General features: G+C 51.8%; 20 protein-coding genes and 1 riboswitch. Of the genes, 8 read left to right on the top strand and 12 right to left on the bottom strand.

Going from position 1 to position 19,897, the window contains the following annotated elements:
• Positions 1–12: 12 nt before the first annotated feature.
• Positions 13–1,254: a bifunctional glucose-1-phosphatase/inositol phosphatase gene (gene agp / locus ABIE11_RS00175; protein ID WP_429183489.1), complete on the bottom strand. Its 1,242-nt coding sequence runs from the start codon at positions 1,252–1,254 to the stop codon at positions 13–15.
• Positions 1,255–1,402: 148 nt separating this feature from the next.
• Between agp and ABIE11_RS00170 the strand changes: the two genes are divergently transcribed.
• Both ABIE11_RS00170 and ABIE11_RS00165 read left to right on the top strand, forming a co-directional pair.
• Entirely contained in the window at positions 1,403–1,843 is a 441-nt protein-coding gene (locus tag ABIE11_RS00170) for a winged helix-turn-helix transcriptional regulator (RefSeq protein WP_102105578.1), read from the top strand.
• Between the two features lie 158 nt (positions 1,844–2,001).
• A complete protein-coding gene (locus ABIE11_RS00165; protein ID WP_409255665.1) occupies positions 2,002–2,796 on the top strand; it encodes an SDR family NAD(P)-dependent oxidoreductase in 795 nt (264 codons plus the stop codon).
• A 1-nt stretch (position 2,797) separates the two neighbouring features.
• Here ABIE11_RS00165 and ABIE11_RS00160 read toward each other — a convergent pair whose 3' ends face one another.
• Positions 2,798–3,157, bottom strand: coding sequence for a winged helix-turn-helix transcriptional regulator (locus ABIE11_RS00160; protein WP_100780665.1), 360 nt, complete (start codon positions 3,155–3,157; stop codon positions 2,798–2,800).
• A 100-nt stretch (positions 3,158–3,257) separates the two neighbouring features.
• Here ABIE11_RS00160 and ABIE11_RS00155 point away from each other — a divergent pair, with 100 nt between their 5' ends.
• Together ABIE11_RS00155 and dgcJ are read left to right on the top strand one after the other, a co-directional pair.
• A complete protein-coding gene (locus ABIE11_RS00155; RefSeq protein WP_429183487.1) occupies positions 3,258–4,007 on the top strand; it encodes an SDR family oxidoreductase in 750 nt (249 codons plus the stop codon).
• Positions 4,008–4,153: 146 nt separating this feature from the next.
• A complete protein-coding gene (gene dgcJ / locus ABIE11_RS00150) occupies positions 4,154–5,671 on the top strand; it encodes a diguanylate cyclase DgcJ (protein WP_429183486.1) in 1,518 nt (505 codons plus the stop codon).
• 41 nt (positions 5,672–5,712) lie between these two features.
• Here the strand turns inward: dgcJ and ABIE11_RS00145 are convergent, their stop codons facing one another.
• Positions 5,713–6,234 carry a DedA family protein gene (locus ABIE11_RS00145; RefSeq protein ID WP_429183484.1) on the bottom strand — a complete coding sequence of 174 codons (522 nt, stop codon included), beginning with the start codon at positions 6,232–6,234 and terminating at the stop codon, positions 5,713–5,715.
• A 158-nt stretch (positions 6,235–6,392) separates the two neighbouring features.
• A riboswitch (M-box (ykoK) riboswitch) is annotated at positions 6,393–6,562 on the top strand.
• 60 nt (positions 6,563–6,622) lie between these two features.
• Here ABIE11_RS00145 and ABIE11_RS00140 point away from each other — a divergent pair.
• Positions 6,623–7,624 (top strand): magnesium transporter, encoded by a 1,002-nt coding sequence (locus tag ABIE11_RS00140; RefSeq protein ID WP_102105583.1) that lies wholly within the window; start codon positions 6,623–6,625, stop codon positions 7,622–7,624.
• Between the two features lie 533 nt (positions 7,625–8,157).
• A complete protein-coding gene (locus ABIE11_RS00135; protein WP_429183483.1) occupies positions 8,158–8,829 on the top strand; it encodes an SOS response-associated peptidase in 672 nt (223 codons plus the stop codon).
• A gap of 80 nt (positions 8,830–8,909) precedes the next feature.
• Here the strand turns inward: ABIE11_RS00135 and ABIE11_RS00130 are convergent, their stop codons facing one another.
• The 4 genes from ABIE11_RS00130 to ABIE11_RS00115 form a co-directional block, all read right to left on the bottom strand.
• Positions 8,910–9,698, bottom strand: a complete 789-nt coding sequence (locus ABIE11_RS00130) for a phosphotransferase family protein (RefSeq protein ID WP_014882898.1) — start codon at positions 9,696–9,698, stop codon at positions 8,910–8,912.
• A 158-nt stretch (positions 9,699–9,856) separates the two neighbouring features.
• Positions 9,857–11,125 (bottom strand): Y-family DNA polymerase, encoded by a 1,269-nt coding sequence (locus ABIE11_RS00125; RefSeq protein WP_429183481.1) that lies wholly within the window; start codon positions 11,123–11,125, stop codon positions 9,857–9,859.
• Between the two features lie 3 nt (positions 11,126–11,128).
• Complete coding sequence (locus tag ABIE11_RS00120; RefSeq protein ID WP_231276447.1) at positions 11,129–11,548, bottom strand: translesion error-prone DNA polymerase V autoproteolytic subunit; 420 nt, start codon at positions 11,546–11,548, stop codon at positions 11,129–11,131.
• A 143-nt stretch (positions 11,549–11,691) separates the two neighbouring features.
• Positions 11,692–12,270, bottom strand: coding sequence for a recombinase family protein (locus ABIE11_RS00115; RefSeq protein WP_429183480.1), 579 nt, complete (start codon positions 12,268–12,270; stop codon positions 11,692–11,694).
• Positions 12,271–12,400: 130 nt separating this feature from the next.
• On the opposite strand from ABIE11_RS00115, the gene ABIE11_RS00110 reads away from it, so the two are divergent.
• Positions 12,401–13,129, top strand: coding sequence for a hypothetical protein (locus tag ABIE11_RS00110; RefSeq protein ID WP_429183479.1), 729 nt, complete (start codon positions 12,401–12,403; stop codon positions 13,127–13,129).
• Positions 13,130–13,137: 8 nt separating this feature from the next.
• A complete protein-coding gene (locus ABIE11_RS00105; RefSeq protein WP_429183477.1) occupies positions 13,138–13,953 on the top strand; it encodes a tail fiber domain-containing protein in 816 nt (271 codons plus the stop codon).
• Here ABIE11_RS00105 and ABIE11_RS00100 read toward each other — a convergent pair.
• The 5 genes from ABIE11_RS00100 to ABIE11_RS00080 all read right to left on the bottom strand — a co-directional run bounded on the left by ABIE11_RS00100 (position 13,950) and on the right by ABIE11_RS00080 (position 19,896).
• Positions 13,950–15,032: a tail fiber domain-containing protein gene (locus tag ABIE11_RS00100; protein ID WP_429183476.1), complete on the bottom strand. Its 1,083-nt coding sequence runs from the start codon at positions 15,030–15,032 to the stop codon at positions 13,950–13,952. The genes ABIE11_RS00105 and ABIE11_RS00100 overlap by 4 nt on opposite strands.
• Positions 15,033–15,091: 59 nt before the next feature.
• The gene (gene cor / locus ABIE11_RS00095; protein WP_429183474.1) at positions 15,092–15,325 is read right to left on the bottom strand and encodes a phage exclusion lipoprotein Cor; all 234 of its coding nucleotides are present in this window, start codon (positions 15,323–15,325) and stop codon (positions 15,092–15,094) included.
• Positions 15,326–15,435: 110 nt separating this feature from the next.
• Positions 15,436–16,110 (bottom strand): hypothetical protein, encoded by a 675-nt coding sequence (locus tag ABIE11_RS00090; protein WP_429183473.1) that lies wholly within the window; start codon positions 16,108–16,110, stop codon positions 15,436–15,438.
• Positions 16,110–16,412: a hypothetical protein gene (locus tag ABIE11_RS00085; RefSeq protein WP_429183472.1), complete on the bottom strand. Its 303-nt coding sequence runs from the start codon at positions 16,410–16,412 to the stop codon at positions 16,110–16,112. The genes ABIE11_RS00090 and ABIE11_RS00085 overlap by 1 nt, the downstream gene beginning before the upstream one ends.
• Position 16,413: 1 nt before the next feature.
• A complete protein-coding gene (locus tag ABIE11_RS00080; protein ID WP_429183470.1) occupies positions 16,414–19,896 on the bottom strand; it encodes a host specificity protein J in 3,483 nt (1,160 codons plus the stop codon).
• Position 19,897 lies beyond the last annotated feature (1 nt).

Below are 19,897 nucleotides of genomic sequence, written 5' to 3'. Positions count from 1 at the left end.
GGGGGTTTTTACTTATTTCGCCGCGTCGTTCATCAGCGTATTAAATTTATCAATCGGGCAGAAACCGTTGGTATCCACCGGACAGTCTTTCAGTTCGAGCGTCACACGCTGCGCCGGAGATTTCAGCGACAGCACATCGGCGTTTCGCAACTGCTCTGAGCTTTGATAGACATACTCAATTTTCATCAGGTCACGATTCGCACTCTGATCATGCCAGCGCTGGAAGACGATCTTCCCGCCAATCGGCGTGCGTTCGTGCTGGTCATGCAGCTGATAAGGTTTGAAATCCAGCGCCGTCAGCAGCGATGCGATGTTGGAGTCATGCCCCACCAGCACGGTGATTTTCGGTGCTTTCGCCTGATCGGTGACCAGTGCCTTATCGATATATTTCACCAGCGGTTTGGCGACGTTTCGCGCCACTTCCGTGGAGGTGAAAAGAGAATCCTGATAGCCATTTTTCAGCTGTGACAGGACGCGCCACTGCTGGTCCGTCTTGATTTCGCCCCACGCCACCTGATCCAGCGGGAAACCTTCGTAATACTGCAGCGTAAAGGCATCCACCAGCGAGTTGCCTACTTTAAGCGGACCAGAGACGCTCGGCTCTTTTTCATAATCGGCGGTGAAGGTGTCTTTGGCCTCGGTCAGAGAGCACTCTTTTTTCTCTTTGCAGGACGGGGAATCGGTGTATTTGGTGATTTGTTCCAGCAGCTTGTAGCTCTCATCCAGCTTCATGCCCTGGCGCTCGGTCTCCATCGCTTTGACCGCTTTTTCGCGGAACTCCGGCGAATTATCGGTGATCACCGGGTTAAAGGTCGGGTCCATGGTGCCCATTTTTTCCTGATGATGCACCGGCACATCACAGCCAGGGAAAGCCCCGGTGATAAAGAACTGCGCGGTCGCGACGGTACGTTGCAGACTGTTGGCATAGGTATAGACCGCGTCAGCCGGTGGGCATTCGCCAGTGGTCACCATCCCCTGCTCCGCCAGCCATTCACGCATGTAATGGCCCATATAGACTTCGAGCACGCCGCCTTTGGTGGTGAGCTGCCCGCCCGGCACCTCCCATTCCGGCCATTTGCCCGGCGTGGACTGCTCCAGCACGCTGCCGTTATTCGCCAGCGGCGCGCGCAGGTTGTGGCGGCTCATGATTAAAACCTGCTGCAACTGATAGCCTTCCGGGGCCGGTTGCGCCTGAACGCCAGAGGTCATTGTTACGGTGCCAGCCACTGCAATAGCGAGTAGTGTTTTTCTCATCCCTTGTTCCTCACGTATTATTATCGTCGATGTGATTGTGACAGATTGATGACATATTTCCGGGAACCATTTCTCAAACTGATAGTTATCTCTTTTTACGCGGGCGAAAAAAGGTTTTATAATAAAACTATCAACCTCAGGAGTGACTGTGAAACGAACCCGTCTTGAAGAGAGTACCTGCCCCGTCGCCCGTTCGCTCGATATTATCGGCGACTGGTGGTCGCTGCTGATTGTGCGCGACGCCCTGCGCGGGCTGAAGCGCTTTGGGGAGTTCCAGAAAAGCCTCGGCATCGCCAAAAATATGCTTGCCACGCGCCTCAAGCTGCTGGTGGAAGAAGAGATTCTGGTGTTGCAGCCCGCCTCCGACGGCAGCGCCTGGCAGGAGTATGTCCTGACCGATAAAGGCCGTGCCCTGCAGACGGTGCTGGTGGCGTTGTCCCAGTGGGGCAATGAATTTCTGTTTGCGGAAAATGAGCTGGGAAGCGTGCTGGTGGATGCCGAACATCGTCAGCCGCTGCGTAAGCTGGCGCTTATCGCGCACGATGGCCGCGAACTGACGCCGGACGAGGTGGTCCCAAAGCTCCCTTAGCCCTTATTTTCAATACATTAGCCGTACCTTCGCCCTCCTTCTGACCGCAGAATAAAAATAATCTTCGCAAATTGGTTGCATTATAAAACCAAATATCTCACAGTTGATTCAGTTTCATATTGAAACCATTAATCCACTCCGCTTTGAGGTAACACGCAATGACAACTCAACACTCGACCGCGTTGATCACAGGGGCATCATCCGGTATTGGCGCGGTGTACGCCGATCGTTTCGCTGCGCGGGGCATCAACCTGGTGCTGGTCGCCCGCCGGGAAGATCGTCTGAACGCGCTGGCATCGCAACTGCGTGAACGCTATGGCGTTAACGTCGAGATTCTGGTTGCTGACCTGACACAAGAGACGGGGATCCGCGCCGTCGAGGAAGTGCTGCACAGTAATAACGCCATCGACACGCTGGTCAATAATGCAGGCACGGCGCAAATGGCACCGTTCCTCGCCAGTGATGCCGCTTCGCATCAGGCCATCAATACTCTCAACACGACTGCGCTGATGCGTTTGACGCTCGCGGTTCTTCCACGCCTGGCGGAAAACCGTCGCGGTACGCTGATCAATATCGCCTCGGTGCTGTCAATTCACGCCCGTGCGGGCAGCGCGCTCTATAGCGCCACCAAAGCGTGGGTGCTCAACTTTACGCGCGGTTTGCAGGAAGAGTTTGCCGACAGCGGCGTGCGGATTCAGGCGGTGTTACCTGCCGCCACCGCGACTGAAATCTGGGAAATTTCGGGTGTCTCGATGAACGATCTGCCGGAAGGATCGGTGATGACCACCGACAATATGGTCGATGCGGCACTCGCCGGGCTGGATCAGGGTGAACTGATTACTATCCCGCCAATGCACGATGTGCAGCTGTGGGAGGACTATGAAGAGGCGCGTCTGGCCCTGTTCAACAGCGCGCGCACCGGCGTCCCGGCCCCGCGTTATTTCAGTCGTTAAACTAGCGCTCCAGCTGGTCGCCGTACTCCCGCATCCAGGCGGCCAGCGGAGAGAGCGCGCTTTGCAGCGTCAACCCTAACGCCGTGATCTGATATTCCACCCGCGGCGGGATTTCCGGATAAATGGTGCGCGACACCAGCCCACGCTGTTCAAATAATCGCAGCTGTTTGGTCAGCTCTTTTTGAGTGATGGGCGCGGCGGCGCGCAGCAAATCGCCAAAACGCACCGGGCTGTTCAGCACAATCAAACGATAGAGAATGGGGATCGCCCATTTGCCCGAAATCAGATTGACGAATTGCGTCATCGGACAGGATTCCGTCGCAGAATTTTTTTCGCAGGTTAGTTCGCCTGTTTGCGCCATAGCACACCCTTCGCCTCGTTAGTATCCAAATGGTACCTGGTTTCTTTTGGATACTAACGTTTCTATAGTGCTTTCTCCAGTGACATTTCAGGAGATAACCATGGGTCGTTTAGCAGGTAAATATACGCTTATTACAGGGGGTACCAGCGGCATCGGTCTGGCGACAGCGCAGGTGTTCATCGCCGAAGGAGCACACGTCGCGGTGACCGGACGTAACCCGGACACTCTGGCCGAGGCCCAGCGCGTGCTGGGGGACAACGCCTGGGTGATCGCCACCGACGCCGGGAATATCGCGGAACAGAAACAGCTGGCAGATACCCTCGCTGCACGCTGGCCGCGACTGGATGCGGTGTTTATCAACGCCGGTGATGTGACGCACGGGCTGCTGGAAGAGTGGCGCGAAGAGGCGTGGGATCGGTTGATGGGCATTAACCTCAAAGGCCCGTTCTTTCTGGTGCAGGCCCTGCTGCCGCTGTTGAATAACCCTTCTTCGGTGATCCTGTGCGGATCGGTAAGCGCGCGGATCGGCTTACCCACCAGCAGCGTGTACGCGGCCAGTAAAGCAGGTCTGCTGTCGCTGGCGCGGACACTTTCTGCGGAACTTCTGCCACGTGGCATTCGTGTGAACGGCTTAAGCCCTGGTCCGGTAGAAACCCCGGCGTTGAACAAACTGGGGCTGAGCGCAGAGGCACAGAAAGCGCTGCAGGGGGATATCGCAAGCCTGGTCCCACTTGGGCGAATGGGTACACCAGAGGAACTGGCGAAAGCGGCGCTCTATCTCGCGTCCGATGAGTCCAGCTATACCGTGGGGATCGACCTGCTGGTGGATGGCGGAACCGGGAGTCTGTAATTTCACAGGCGCGATATAGCGGAATTCGTGCCGGTATATCGCGCCTGGTTTAATAAGCATTCAAATATAACTTCACTGAATAATAGTCTGTTTCAATGTTATACTTACGAATAGTCTTAGGTGGTATTGCAAAGGAATTAACCTTCTTGTCACAACGTAAATATATCACTGCAACGATAATTATCATTGCCTGCACAACGTCAATATTCGCAACGTTAATTTCACATGAAGTAAAGAATCTTCATGGTTATATGGGTTACATTGCCGAGAACGGGAAATCGGCCCTTTTCCATGAAGAATTTATTAATGAGGATATCGCCTATCGTTTATCTCGCGCGTTTTCTAAACAAGCGGCCTCAGGCGTAAATAATAAAGAAAAAGCCAAATCGCTCTGCAAGAATGTTGAAACTGTTGGCGAGATCAAAGGCTTTAATCTGGTGGCGAGAACGACCATCCTTCTGGAGGGGACCCTTCAGACGCGAAATACCGCCTGCGAAGCCTGGGGGCAGGATGTACCCGCCCTGCCTGTCATCAATATGACGGAGACTGTAGCCTCGTCAAAATACACTTTTTCCAACTACACGGGCTACGCGTTTAATAGCACCCGATATTATATTGACCTCGTAAACAACTATATTTACATCAACCATCTGGTGAACACGTTTGATTACACCTTTGGTAACTGGCTGGTGGCCGACGGGGACAGAATCAATCTCGCAAACAACCCGAACACCATTACGATAGATGATAACGCGCTGGAAGATTTGATCCAGGGCGAAAATATTGTGACGCACATTTATAAAGATGCCTATACCAGGCGAAATATTATTAGCATGATCAAGCCGGTATTTTTTGATGGAAAAATAAAAGGCCTACTGATCACTGACATTAATATTCACGATCTGGCCACGTCGTTTATTACCCCTGACCGCCCAATATTGTGGAAATTCCTCTCCCTGTATGTCACGGATAATACCACCGGGGGGAATATCATTTTCCATAAGCCGATCCTTAGGTCGCTGGATCTGATTAATTATAAAGATGAAATGACGCAGTACTATACCCTGCACGTTAAGCTCGATGCGATTTACGTGGTGATTTTGACTTTCTGGCTGGTGTTGCTTTACGTCCTGGCTACCGTGATGCTGCTGCGCTATGCCCGCAAACAGTTTATCCGCCAGAAATTACTCTCCCGCGACAATATTACCGATGTGTTAACCGGGCTGTATAACCGCAAAGTGATCACGCCAGAACTCAATCAAAAAATTCAGTTACTGGTGGAGAGAAATATTCCGGTCACGGTGATTGCTATCGATAGCGATGGACTCAAAAGAATCAATGACACCTTAGGTCATCATATGGGCGATAAGGCGATTCAGTCCCTGGGGCTGGCGCTGGCTCAGTCGATTCGCAAAAGCGATTACGGAATCCGGCTCGGCGGCGATGAGTTTTGTTTAATTCTGATCGACAATAATATTGACCGCTCCCGGGATATGATTGCGCGCATACAAGGTTATTTGCAGACCATTGATACGGAAAAAATGGTGGCGTTCTCCTGGGGGAGCTACCAAATGCGCGAGGGTGATACTCTGGAGGAGGCAATGCTGAAGGCGGACGCGCTGCTCTATCAGCATAAACGGGCAAAATACGCAGATCGCCAGTAAACGGATGATGTGGCTGGAAAACATGTGATCCGCGTGAACGGCTAAAGCCCTCCGGGAGAAAACCCGGTGCTGATGCCGATCACCGCGCCGACATACAGCGCCGCCCAGACGGCGGCAGAGATCAGGCTCACCGCGTAAACCTTCCCGACATTCACTCTGAGCATCCCCGCCGCCAGCGGTACGATGTAGCGCAGCACCGCCAGAAAACGAGCGGTGAATAACACTGCCACGCTGTTTTTCTCTAACTGATGCTGGATGCGTAAAAAGCGATCGGCATGTTTTGCACTCAGGCGCATCATCATCCGCGTATTGCCCATGAGCTGCCCCAGATGGTAATTCAGCACTGAGCCGCACGTCGCGCCCGTCACCACGGCAAGCCAGGCCAGCACGGGCGAAAGCGTTGTCTGACTGACGGTAATCCCACCAAGCAACATCAGCGACGCGGGCGGAAGAATGGAGGAGACAAACACCGTTGATTTGCAGAACGCCATTACCGCCAGCAAGGCGAACAATTGCGCCGGGTAGTGTGCAAAATGATTAAGCAAATTATTGAGCCATTCCATCGCAGCGCCTCTTTAGAAAGGGGAATCTGCTATTTAAAATGAAATGAATTAAATAAACCCTCAACGTGGATTAAATATATTTAACCTAAACCGTTCGTCAACATTAATGATATTTTAAAGCAGCATTTAAAAACTGGCGTATTATCCCTACCGCTTTACTACGATCTCGTTATGGCGAGGCTCCTGTACAAATACACGTTATCGCTCTGGTGGTTTCGAGAGAAACAACACAGGGTAAAACAGGCACTGTCGAATCAAGGCTTTGTCAGTATAACTTCCCTTCGGGGATACGGTGTACAGTGCTGAACCCAGGACGTGGGGATCTCCTCTTCGACATGCCCTGTCTTGCTCGCCCCTGAGAGATAATTATATTCAAAGGGAATTCACTATGTCTTACACCATCCATAATTCACTTCCGGCATTTAACGACAGCGCCATCGCGCAATATATGAATACGGATTTTATTGTCCTCGACGCGTCATTATGTGTCGCGCTGGCGCGTGAACATTTCTTCGCACAATTAAAAGATGACGATATTCCAACGCATATTTTTATTGAAAATAATGGCCGATTGGCTGGAATGATTTCGGTCAGAACGTTATTACAGGAAGCCAATACCGTTCAGGCCGTGAGCGCGCTGATGGTCTCTCAGTTTTTGCAGGTTAAACCCGACGATGAGCGTGCAGAAGTGGCCGCCCTGCTGAGCCATGCCGGTGTTGACGTTGTACCGGTGGTCACCCACGGGAAACTGGTTGGTTGTCTCACCGAGCGCGAAATCGCGCATTTGCTGGAAGATGACGTGACGGAAGATGCGCAGCGCCAGGGGGCAACGCTGCCGCTGGAGCGGCCTTATCTCGAAACCAGCGCCGTGCAGCTTTGGAAAAAACGTGCCGTCTGGCTGCTACTGCTGTTCGTCGCAGAGGCCTACACCAGCACCGTGCTTCAGCATTTTGAAGATGCTCTCGAATCCGCGATCGCCCTGGCGTTCTTTATTCCGTTGCTCATTGGCACCGGCGGCAACAGCGGCACGCAGATTACCTCCACGCTGGTTCGTGCGATGGCGCTGGGTGAAGTTGGGCTGAAAGACCTGGGACGCGTGCTGCGTAAAGAGATGACCACCTCGGTGATGATTGCCGTTACGCTCGGGCTGGCAGGCTGTGTGCGCGCCTGGATGATGGGCATTGGAATGGACATTACGCTTATCGTGAGCTTGACGCTGGTGTGCATCACCCTCTGGAGCGCCATTGTCTCGTCAGTGATCCCGATGGTGCTAAAACGCTGCGGCATCGACCCTGCCGTGGTATCCGCGCCGTTTATCGCCACCTTTATCGACGGAACAGGCCTGATTATCTATTTCAAAATTGCACAGTACACGCTGGGTCTGGAGTGACAGGCGCCTAGTCTAAACAAAAGCCTCGTGAGAGCCGGGAATGCGCCCCCGGCTCTCGCAACATCTTCGACGTGTAGTGATCCACATTCCCATCATTCAACCACATCGGTAGCGTCCCGCCCTTCATCGGGCTAAAACTCTCCTTTCCTTGAGTCGCTGGCATTGTCTGAACAGGCTATGGATTGAGCCAAAGAAGATTCTGATGAAAAGAGAGCAAAAAAAGGGGTTACCTTTCGGTAACCCCTTTTTTCGTATTTGGCGGAAGCGTAGAGATTCGAACTCTAGAACCCTTTCGGGTCGCCGGTTTTCAAGACCGATCCAATCTGGCAATGTTTCAATGACTTACATTATATTCATGGTATATAGGGTGTATTTTATATACTTAAAAATCAATGTATTAGCGACTTTCAAATAGTTTATATACCAACACTTTTATCAAAGTCGCCATTGATCCTTTTGTAAGACTTAACCAGTACGCACCACTTTCTCTCCCTGCCCTATACTTTCAGTCTGACATCTGGCTGGAGGTTTCTATGTGTGGGCGCTTTGCACAAGCTCAAACTCGCGAAGAATATCTGGCATACCTGGCAGACGAAGCCGATCGCGATATCGCTTATGACCCGGAACCGATCGGCAGGTATAACGTGGCGCCAGGCACTAAAGTTTTGCTGCTGAGCGAACGTGACGAGCTGCTGCATCTCGATCCAGTGTTCTGGGGTTACGCGCCCGGGTGGTGGGACAAACCGCCACTGATAAACGCGCGCGTAGAGACGGCAGCCACCAGCAGAATGTTCAAACCTCTTTGGCAGCATGGCCGGGCGATTTGTTTCGCAGACGGTTGGTTTGAGTGGAAACAAGAAGGTGACATAAAACAACCCTACTTCATTCATCGGGCCGACGGTAAACCGATTTTTATGGCAGTGATCGGCAGCACCCCATTCGAACGCGGAGACGATACAGAAGGTTTCCTGATTGTGACTTCGGCAGCCGATAAGGGGCTGGTCGATATTCACGACCGGCGGCCACTGGTGCTGTCACCTGAAGCCGCCAGAGAATGGATGAGGCAGGATATTGGCGGGAAAGAAGCGGAGGATTTAGCTGCCGACGGCGCTGTGCCAGCCGACAAGTTTATCTGGCATGCGGTCACTCGAGCCGTAGGAAATCCGAGAAATCAGGGACCGGAGTTAATCGAAGCTGAGATCTGATGTACAAAAACTACGCGATCATGTCTGCTTTGAGCGAGGATAGGACATTCCGGTAAAGTGCATTTTTTTAAATTCATTCTTCATAACATTTTTTTGACGTTGTCTAACCAGTCTGGAAGATGCTCTCTATACCAGTTTAGATAAATGGGAAATGCAGCCTTTTGCCGCTTTTGAAGTAGGGTAATCACTTCCGTGACAATCCAGGCTTTGGCTATAGCAATTTCTCTGGCCAGATCTATGATATTTTTGTGGGAGGATAGCTCGCAATAGCGTTCTGAAAGGGCCATAAACATTTGTTTTTTCCCCATTCCCTTTATAAGGGGAGCTAGGTCGATAGCAGGACTCCCTTTGCCAAATCTTTCCCAGTCAAAAAGAACTAAATCACCGTTTTCTCTCATTCCCCAGTTGCCTGCGTTGCTGTCGCCTGAAACCAGGCTTTGGTAGCCAAATAACTCATTACTACATTGCTGAAATCGTCGTAGCTGCTGTGCACTTTTTTCTGGTAACGCCAAAAGCACGAGAGAGTTTTCTAACGCTTTTTCTGTCCATGTATGAGTGTGATAAAGCCATTCAGAATGCGCAGGATAACGATGCAGGCGGCCCAGCATAGCTATGGCATAATCATTTGCCACATTGGCTTGTTCAACCGAGTAAGGAATATACTCCATACTTAATTGGCGTAAGGCTGCATCAGCAGACAAGAGCTTAGGAGTTGCAACCTCTGCCTGATTAAGCTCTGTTGCCACGTATTTATAAAAGGCCCACTCAACTTCGCTGACAGGCCACTTCTCTATAACTATATGATCACAATCACTGGTATTCAGAGCCACTCTGGCAGTGCCCATTTTGGATAAATCCATGGCAGACATGCACTATCCCTCCAAAATTAGCGGATTGGTTGTTCTTGTTTATTAAGTGTAATGCAAATAGGTAGTGGTGCGGATGAAGTTATAAAGCACCATTCCTAATTTGCGCGTATGGCAACGTCCGCTCCTGGCACTAAGCGGACAAATATATGCTTTGATTGTCATCGAACCCTAAGAAGATCAGCGTATCTCGTCGTGTACCTCGGCGAGAGCATTTCACGCTTCATCTGCCACTGCTGCTGTATGCCCTGGCCAGCAAAGTAAAGCGTGCCCTTCCCGCCTTTAGCGTTCAACCGATCCAGCACCTCCATTAACCTGTCGCCACCGGCCCGCGGTGCGTTCTCGTCAAATAAATTGAGCTGGGCCACGCCTTGGCTAAAAAAGTCTCCAAGCATGATGCCCGCTTTCTGATATCGGTGGCCATCCTTCCAGATTTTGTCCAGGCACTTTACCGCGGCGTTGATAATGTCGCGGGAATCCTGAGTTGGTGTGAGAAGCTTTATAGATGCACTGTTACCATAATACGGCTCGTTAAGCGCAAAGGGAGAGGTTTTCACGAACGCAGAGATAAAGCGGCAGTACTGGTGCTCCCCGCGAAGCTTTTCTGCGCCACGAGCAGCATAGGAGCAAATAGCCTGGCGCATCTGCTCATAGCCGGTAACGCGTTCGCCGAATGACCGGCTGCATAGGATTTCCTGTTTTGCGGGGGCAAACTCCTCGAGATCGAGACAGGGTTCGCCGCGCAGCTCCCTGACCGTTCGCTCGAGCACGACATTAAAGTGTTTACGAATAATCCAGGTGCTTTGTTCTGAGAGGTCCAGAGCCGTTTTGATGCCCATAGCGTTAAGCTTTTTGCTTATGCGCCTACCGACGCCCCACACGTCCTCTACAGGCACGATAGCCAACAACCGACGCTGGCGATCGATATTAGATAAATCAACCACCCCGCCTGTCTGTCGCTGCCATTTCTTGGCGGCGTGATTTGCCAGCTTAGCGAGGGCTTTCGTCTGCGCGATGCCAACCCCGACAGTCAGATGTGTACGCTTCAGAACCGTAGCTCGGATCTCTTTGCCGAACTCCGTCAGGTCCCGGCAGTTGCGAACACCAGTCAGATCGCAAAAAGCTTCATCAATACTGTAAATTTCGACGCGAGGACTCATTTCCTCGAGCGTCGTCATTACCCGGTTCGACATATCAGCATACAGCTCATAGTTGCTGCTGAAGCAGACAACGCCAGCGCGCCGGAACAGATCTTTCTGCTTAAAGAACGGCTCACCCATGGTAATTCCAGCCGCCTTGGCCTCTGCGGATCTCGCGATCACACAACCATCGTTATTAGAAAGAACAACTACTGGCCGCCCCCGCAGATCCGGTCTGAAAACCGTCTCGCATGATGCATAGAAGGAATTCACATCACAGAGTGCGAACATACTTCAGCTCGCCGATTTAACGATGAAAGTCACGACACCAAAAACGTCCAGGGTATCTTCACTGCCAATGATGATCGGGCTGTAAGCGCTATTCATTGGATTAAGCTGAACAGTCGGTCGAAGCTGCAGACGTTTTACAGTGAACTCCCCTTCCACTGCGGCAATCACAATATCTCCATGATCTGCTGTGATGGAGCTGTCCACCACCAGCAGATCACCATCACCGATTCCCGCATCGCTCATCGAGTCCCCGGCAGCCTTCAGGAAGTAGGTTGAACTCGGGTGCTGGATCATCAATTCATTGAGATCGATACGTTGCTCGACGTAATCCGCTGCCGGGCTGGGAAATCCACATTGCACTAAGTCGCTGAAAAGCGGAATAGCAATGACCTCACGTAACTCTGCTGGTCTGTACAACTTCATAATGCACGCCTCGATACTGTTTTTATATACAGTAGTTGAATGAAAAATTCTGATCAAGGTGCGCTGTGAAGCTAGCTGATTTATGCTTAAGCGGTTTACTCGTAACCTACTCATGCATCGACAAATATGCTTTTGTAAATTTTTCAGCCCGCCGACAGTTCTGCGCCAGCCGGCTTTCCTACCGGGAATTTTTTGTACAGAGTGCAGACCGCTACGTCGTAAATCAGTGCTACTTGCTTACGGTCGATGCCGTTCGCAACGAGTCGTCCAGCTTGTGCCCATTGCTCCGCAGTCAATTTTGGGCGCCGACCACCAACCCTTCCCTTTTCTCTCGCAGCGGCAAGGCCAGCGCGCGTTCTCTCGACGATCAGTTCCCTTTCCATCTCGGCAAGAGCGGACATGATATGGAAGATGAATCGCCCCATCGGGCTGGAAGTGTCTATGCTGTCCGTGAGGCTACGAAAATGAATACCGCGCTGCCGTAATTCGTCTACCAGAAGGACAAGATTCCGCATACTCCGGCCCAGTCTATCCAGCTTCCAGACCACCAGCGTATCGCCTTCGCTTAACGTCCGAAGCAGCCTTTTTAGTGCCGGGCGATTAGCCACGGTTCCGCTCATTTTTTCTTCAAAAATCTGCTCACATCCTGCGCGTTCAAGTGCCTGCCGCTGGAGATCAGTATTTTGGTCATTTGTTGACACCCGGACATAGCCAATCTGCATATTTTTTACCCAATATTTTTTGCCAAAAAATCAGGTGAAGTTATCGACCACGCACTTGAGAGGCAATCTATAAAACGTCGGTTTGGGAAGTAGTGCCACGAAGGATGTCGGAACCGCAGCTGGGAACGTCATGCAGGTGGGGGCTTTTGGGTTGGGAGTTCAAAATACTCTGTATATGGATGCGACCGGAAACTCAGTTTCATCCTTACTATCAATACAGGGTGGAACTGAGCACAATCCCGCTGGCACAACGGGAGTAACAGTACTCCACATCCCCCAGGGATCATATGGCTCTGATTTTGCCATTACCGCAGGAGGTAAAGCCCGTGGCTTTATACGTACCTACGGCAATTCTCAGGGCGGGACATGGTCAGAGCTGTATTCAACAACAAACACGACAAAAGCCAGCGATGGCACACTTAAAGCTGCCTCTCCAGTTGTGCAGATTAATCATGATGGTGGTTATCAGATTAATGAGGAATCGGCGGGGTGCGCAGTGACGCGCCTGGGTGTTGGTCAGTACCTTATTGAAGGTTGTATGGGGATGAACGCTGATGCGGCATGGAGTGGTGAAGATGGTGGTTTCGAGATACCTACAGACCGCAACAAACAGCCTTTGATCTGGCTGGATTATGAAGTAAATCCTGACGGTTCGGTGCTGGTAAAAACCTATCATCGCTCGCATCCGGGCGCACCGGCGTTTGCCCGGAATGAAAAGGACGGCGTGAGCGATGGCGATCCGGTCGACATTCCCCGCGACCAGTTTGTGTCCGTTCGTGTCGAAATGCCTGCCGATTCTTTATACAACCAAAGAATGAGAGCGGCTGTGCTCACCATGACTGACGACGAAGGTGAATAAAGGTCGGTTTGGGAGATACAGTTACACCCAACTTCGGCAGCCTTGAAATCGGAGCCAAAAAAACCTCTTCAGCGAGCTTCGTTGACTTCCATTTTCTTGGCTCGAATGACTATGACGCGCGCATCCTTTGCGGTGGCAATTCCAATGGAGCTAATGGCAAAGGGGACTTTACATTTTATGCAGGAAAATACGTGTTTATCGGAGACAGTTTCGAGTTCCGTAATCCAATTAACTGCCAAAACAGCATCAGCGCCGATGGCACACTAAGAGCAACCACGTCGTCAAACATATGGGCTTCCAGCGATACGCAGAATGCGCACCTGTGGTTTTACGGGGTCGGTGGGAATGCATCGCGCGGGGTAATCTATGCACCTAAGGACGGTACGATCCGACTCAGACCGGACAGCAACGATAACGGTGGAGCGAATGGCTATAGTTTTTCGTTTGAATCATCTGGCCGGTTCACCTGCATTTCGGTAAACCAGACCTCTGACGAACGAGTTAAGTTTGACAAAGAACCTGTCAGCAAGGCCCTGGAGAGGATTTGCTCACTTACTGGTTATACGTTTGGCATTCAACTCACCGAATCAGCGACGGTACGAAGCGCAGGCATTATCGCTCAGGAACTGGAGCAGGTTCTGCCGGTGGCTGTGAGTTCTGGCGGCACCGGCACAACACCTGCTGGAGAAGAAATTAATGATCTCAAAACTGTGGACTACAGCGCAATGAGCGCCCTGTATGTGGAGGCAATAAAGGAGCTTGCCGAGCGTGTCAGAAGCTTAGAAAGAGAACTGCGTGAACTTTGCAGCCCATCGGCTACCTAATCCTCCACCGGTTTCTCTAGTCCCTTCACACGGATTGTCAGCGCTTTGATTGCCGCCAGCGCATCGAGCACAAGAGGGTTGAGGTCGAGCGTCATTTTCCCCGATTCTTCAGCTGAGTGAACGTACTGCGGATCTATCTTCTCAATCTCCTGTGCAATGATGCCGCGACGAATCGTTTTATCCTCATCAGCCAGGTAATAGAAAGTTTTAAAATCCATTGCCTCTATGTTCGAAAGCGACTCGTTTAAATCAAGATCACCGGTTACCTTTTTGAAGTTAATGTCTGACGTTCCAGAGGCCTGGTAAAGTGTCCACGGTACATCGGTTTTTGGCGTTTGAGGGTTTGTGTTTGTCAAAAATCGGCTGTACCCGGCACCGTTAGATGTTACCCACATTTGAGCAATACGCTGCGTATTGTAAGAACTTTGATAACCGCAACCATTGGCTGGAGCCCACAGGGTTAGACCATCAGCGTCACTGATAAAAGATGCATTAGCATCGTTTGGCTTATTCTGCTGAGGTGAACCTAGCCCAAAAGCCCCCACCTGCATGACGTTTCCAGCTGCGGTTCCGACATCCTTCGTGGCACTACTTCCCAAACCGAGGTTTGTGCGAGCGTCTTCTTTGGTCGTTGCGCCGGTACCGCCATCTGCGACACCAAGTGCACCATTGCTTCCTTTCTGCAGTAACTTGCCGATCGCTGGAATGGTTACTGCCTTGCCGTTGATGGTGACAGTGATGCTCTGGTTTGCCGTGGTTGTGGCAAACGTCTCCCACGCACCGATATTCTCGTCGTAGTCTTTGATGAGCTGAGACATCGCCTGCGCCAGGCCATCGACCGAGATATTGTCTGATACCAGAATGCCGTACTTCTGGCCGCCCAGCGCCGGGGAAGCAGCAGGCGTAACCGTCATTGACGTGGCGCTGTTTACGGATGAAATCTGGAACATCTGGACCGGGTTAGACATGATGATAATCGTCTGGCCAGCGCGAACCTGGCTGGCGGGAGCCGTCCAGTTTGTGCCTGTGCCGGTTGCGGTATTTCCATTTATGGCGATTGTGCCGGTGTTATAAATCATATTTTCTCCAGACAATAAAAAACCCCGCCAGAGCGAGGTTGTTATTTAAAAATGGTTGGTTATTTGCAGGTGGTGTCAGTGAATGTGTTCGCACTTACCCAGCGCCAGTTGAAAGGGTATCCGGCTCGGTACTGTGTCTGGTTGTTTTGTTTGCGAACGCCGTAAATTTGAACCGTATTTTCCTGACCGCCAACGATGGCTGTGCCACTGCAAACTGGTTCCTGTTTCTCAAGTACGCCAGCGCAGCCAGACAGCATGACAGCTCCAGCCAGGCAGATGAGTAGCTTATTCATGTAATGGTATCCCAAGGTATTCATGAACTTAGACAATACCAACATGAAAGAGGTGGGTATAATTGATTAGATAGATCAATTATCTGTTATTGATCGCTCAAAACGATCAATCAGTCATAGACCGCTGTATTTATCGCTGTTAATGAAATCCCGGTATTTGTACCGCCTCCCGGCGCCCCTGTCCCCGTTGAAGTCCCGCCAGCGTTTACCCTCGTATTTGTTCCATCGAACCTGCATGACGAATATGCATTGATTGTGTAAATGGTAGGAGGTTGGGTGGAGTTATTTACGATTATGGTCTGACCCAGCTGTGCAGGCGCGACGGCCCACGAACCGCTCAGCGTCTGGTCAATATTGATCCCCCCGTTTGCGCCCGGCGTGCCAACTGTCTGCAGGTCTGATAAAACGCGAGACTCATTTGTCAGCACAAGCTTTCCGGCTGCGTCCCAAATAGCCAGACCCCATTTCGGTAATGTCTGCGGGAATACGGCAAATACATATACTGTCAGGGTGAAACTCTGGTTATAGGGGTTAACCCCGCCAACATAGATATTGCCGCCATTCCTGTAAGACATAACTGGCGTGGGCTGTGCTGTATTGGTGGTTTTAATAAATACCATCGCAGGATAACTTGCGTTCAATGCAATATTCTGTGCAACCTGCTGAGAACTGCCATTAGCGGATGAATTAAAGGTGTACTTTCCGTAAAGACAAAAAGGTGTTGATTGTGGTGTAACAAAGGGATTCCCGTTATCCATTAATATCATTGCGCCAAATTCGGCCATTATGATTTCTCCATGAAAATGACCACCTCACACTTTGATGCCGGATAATTGCCCAGTCCTACAGTAGAGGCAGCTGATACGGTTATAGTGTTCCCCGATGCTACAATGCGCCGACCTACGCTGCTTCCTCCTTCATCGAGTGAAAGAACAAAGCCGACTTTCATTCCAGAGGGAATTGTAAAAGACCAACTGCCAGATGTTTGTCCGGCAGCCAGTTGTATACGCCCAACAACGGAAACTGGCTTGATACCGTAGTTATTGGGTTTACCCGACGCATCCCAAGTTTGTATCCCGTAGGCCATATCAGAACACTCCCGTTAACCTGCCAACCTGCACCCTCAGTACATTACTGCCGTCTTTGACGCTGATTGTCTGGTTGGTCTGCTTCATAGCCCCCTCGCCCGCTGTCGAACCATTGTTTTCAAGCGTTCCGGTTTTGAAGTTTATAGACAGGCCAACCTGTCCCTGAACGTAGTTAGCCGAACTGATTGTTTCAGCCAATTTAGCCCGGGTGATAGTTGCATCTTTAATGAAGGCATCATTGATGAACGTCTGGCCGTTCTGGATAACGAACGGCAATGCTACAGTGCTGCCAGCCTGGGTGGTTACGGCGAAACGATCAGCCAGGAAGATAACCTGCGACTGCATACCAGAAGGAGTGTTCTCGACGCCGATCCCCATCCCGGCGGCGTAATACTGCCCGTTAGCGGCCACGCCAACTTTGATGTTATACATCGCGCTGATGTTGCCGTTAATGTCAGCCACCGCATTAGCGGTTTGCGTGATAGCAGCAGTCTGTCCATTCACCGTTACGGTCAGAGAATTGATTTTTGTTGCAGATGCCTGAGTGAAGTCAGCCAGGGTTTCGGTGAGATCGGTTGCGTTGGAAATATTGCCACCGGCAGATGCATCCAGCGTAACAAGTGCACGGGCAACCGCCGAACTGGTATCCGTAATCGTTGTGTCAATGCGGTCGATGCTGGCGCTGTTTCCGGCATTCGTCACAGTTTGAGATCGACGCGAAGTAACCTGCGCCAGCCCGTTCTGGATTATGGCGATAGCGGAGTTCTTCACCCCTCCCGTCATGCCATCCATCGATACAGAAATCTCGTCGATCTTCACAGCTGCCTGAGCCAGAACATCAGCGTTTTCCTGAATGGCCAGCGCCTGCTGCTCAAGGTCGTCGGCATTCTGTTTGATGTCGTCAGCCATGCCAGCAATTTTTTCATTGCTGTCCACCGCGTTCTCGATTAGGTCCTTGAACGTTTCCGACTCTTTCATATCCTCCAGAATGTCATTGGTTATTTCGCTGACATCTATCGAGGACGTGCCCATGATCCAGTCGGTCCAGTCTCCGGCGTTACCAATACGGTCAATCAGGCGCGCGCGGTACCACTGGCGAACGCCAGCCGGCATGGGTCCATGCTGATAATCTGCAGCCGGGTACGGCACCAGGACCAGCAGTTCAGGATTGGCGTGGTCGGCAGTTGTGGCGCGCTGAATCTCTGTATAGGCCGTGTCGCCAGAGCCATCCGGAAATTTCCAGGTCAGGTCGATATGCCAGACCACATCGTCGGTCGCCAGGAAGTTGAGCGGAGTACCCGGTTTTCCCGTTTTACCGGAGAGATAAGTTGTTTCACCGTATCCCCATGGTGACGACGTATCCTGCGCATTCAGCGCCCGGACGCGCACATCATAGCTGCCCGAATAAATGCCCTGAACCGAGAAACCCTGCGCGCTGGTAACCGGAACGTTTATCCAGTCCCCGTTGTCCTTACGCCACTGGGCAACGTACCGGATTGCGCCCTCTACCTTATCCCATGACACCTCCAGGCTTGCTACAGTCAGCCCCTGAGACACATGATCGCTCTCAGTCACCACGATATTCTTCGGAGCAGACAGGACGCTTATCGGCGTGACGGTGATCGGGGGCGACTCGACCCGAACGCCGTCATCGATGTAACGGTATTTGTTTGGATCGTGCTGAACGGCCGTAATAGTGAAACCGCCTGTGCTGTCGTCGTTAGCCGCGATTGAAGTGACCCTGAAGTACTGTATTGCGAGGTTATCACTGTCTATCGCCCAGACAGCGCCCGCCACAGGAACCTGACTGAATGCCGTAGCCACCGTCACCGTTTTTTTATCGGCGCTCACCGCGCTGATTGTCCGCGTCTGGGCTTTTCCGTCGGGAAGGTTAACCACCAGCCGGTCTTTCGCCGCGTAGTCTATTTCTCGATCCAGGGTAATCTGGCGGCCGTTGACCGCCCTTATGCGGCCCCCATTCTCCTTACCAGAACGGAAAGGATCGGCGACACCGATAATTTCAGCGGGCAGAGGGATATAACCGTCCAGCCCCACGCCAAACGATACGGTCCCGTCTTTGGCATTGGAGAGCAATACCCAGCGACCGCGTCGGTGCGCTTCACTTTGCGAGGTGCAGCCGATTGCGGTGAGGGACGTCTGCCGGACGTCGTAACGCTCTACAAGCGCCGAATCGTAGACCCCCTCAACGGTATCGCTGTAATGGTTCTGCGGATCGGACCAGGACACCAGGCAGGAGCTGTAGCGATTCTTGTATGAGCCGCCCGCATAAGTAAACAGCCCATCGATAACGTTTGAGACGTTATAAACCCAGTCAACATCGTCCTGCGGGACGTCTGCCTGGACATAAATCTGATCGTTGCCCCAGAACGTTATTCCACGAAATACCGCGGCGAGATCGTTAAGTACCTGCCAGGCGTCCTCCTGGCTCTGAATGAAAATGTTGCAGGTGAAACGCGGTTCGGTGCTACCAACCCCGTCGGAAACCAGCTCGTCGCAATACTGGGCGATTGAATACAGCGCCCACTTATCCACCATGGACGCATCCACGCGCGTGCCCATGCCGTAAATTTCATCCAGAATCAGATCGTAAAATATCCAGGCGGGGTTATTGGACCAGGCCATTTTGAACCCGCCGGACCATGAGCCAGAATAGGTTCGGGTTGTAGGATCGTAATTATCCGGAACCTTAATCAACTTGCCTTTTATCTTACAGGTCACTTTCGGCGCGCTGCCGTTGAACTGGCTGCTGTCCACTTCGACATACAGTAGCGCGGTTAAAGGATAACGAAGCTTGCTGTCGATGACTTCCGCATACGAAAACACCTTGAAGGCGTTAACCAGTTTCGAATTTGATCCACTGGCATCAGCCGTAATACGTCTGACTCTGACAGACCAGCCGGACGTGGATTTTGGCAGATCGATACGGTGATCTCGCTGATATTCCGTCGTGGTCTTTCCGTCAAACTTGCCGTTTACAACCGTTTTCCACGCGCCGCCGTCCGTTGATAAATCGATCGCATACTCTGTGACCGTGCCCACCATATCGCCGTTATCTTTATAGAGATACTGGACCGGAAGGCTGAGCTTGATGCGGATGGCATCCAGGGAAAGATTGGTAAACTGGCGTGTCCAGGGCGACGTGGTGGTGACCGTGGTGCCCACCGCCAGCTCGTTATCGACCTGGGGCATCCCGGCGATGTAAGTCTGGTCCTGTGTGCCCTTGCGGAACTCCCATTTCACGCCGCTGAAGTTGTACTCCCCGCTGTCGTTTGCCAGCGGCGTATCGTTGAGAAAAATGTTCTGTGCGGTCAGGTCGCCCTGTATTTCCCCCTCAGAAACGGCAATGAGCATTTTTAATTTTGCGACCGACAGCAGATCGTCAGGCTGCTCAACCGGAGTGTGCGCGCTACCCCCGCCCCCTTTGGCACCCTGCAGGATGGTTTCTTGTTCAAGAAGCTGCATT

The sequence above is a fragment of the Lelliottia sp. 489 genome, assembly GCF_050435885.1.
GTDB lineage: Bacteria > Pseudomonadota > Gammaproteobacteria > Enterobacterales > Enterobacteriaceae > Enterobacter > Enterobacter nimipressuralis.
The sequence above is the reverse complement of the archived record's forward strand: the minus strand, read 5'-3'. Positions and strand labels throughout refer to the sequence as shown.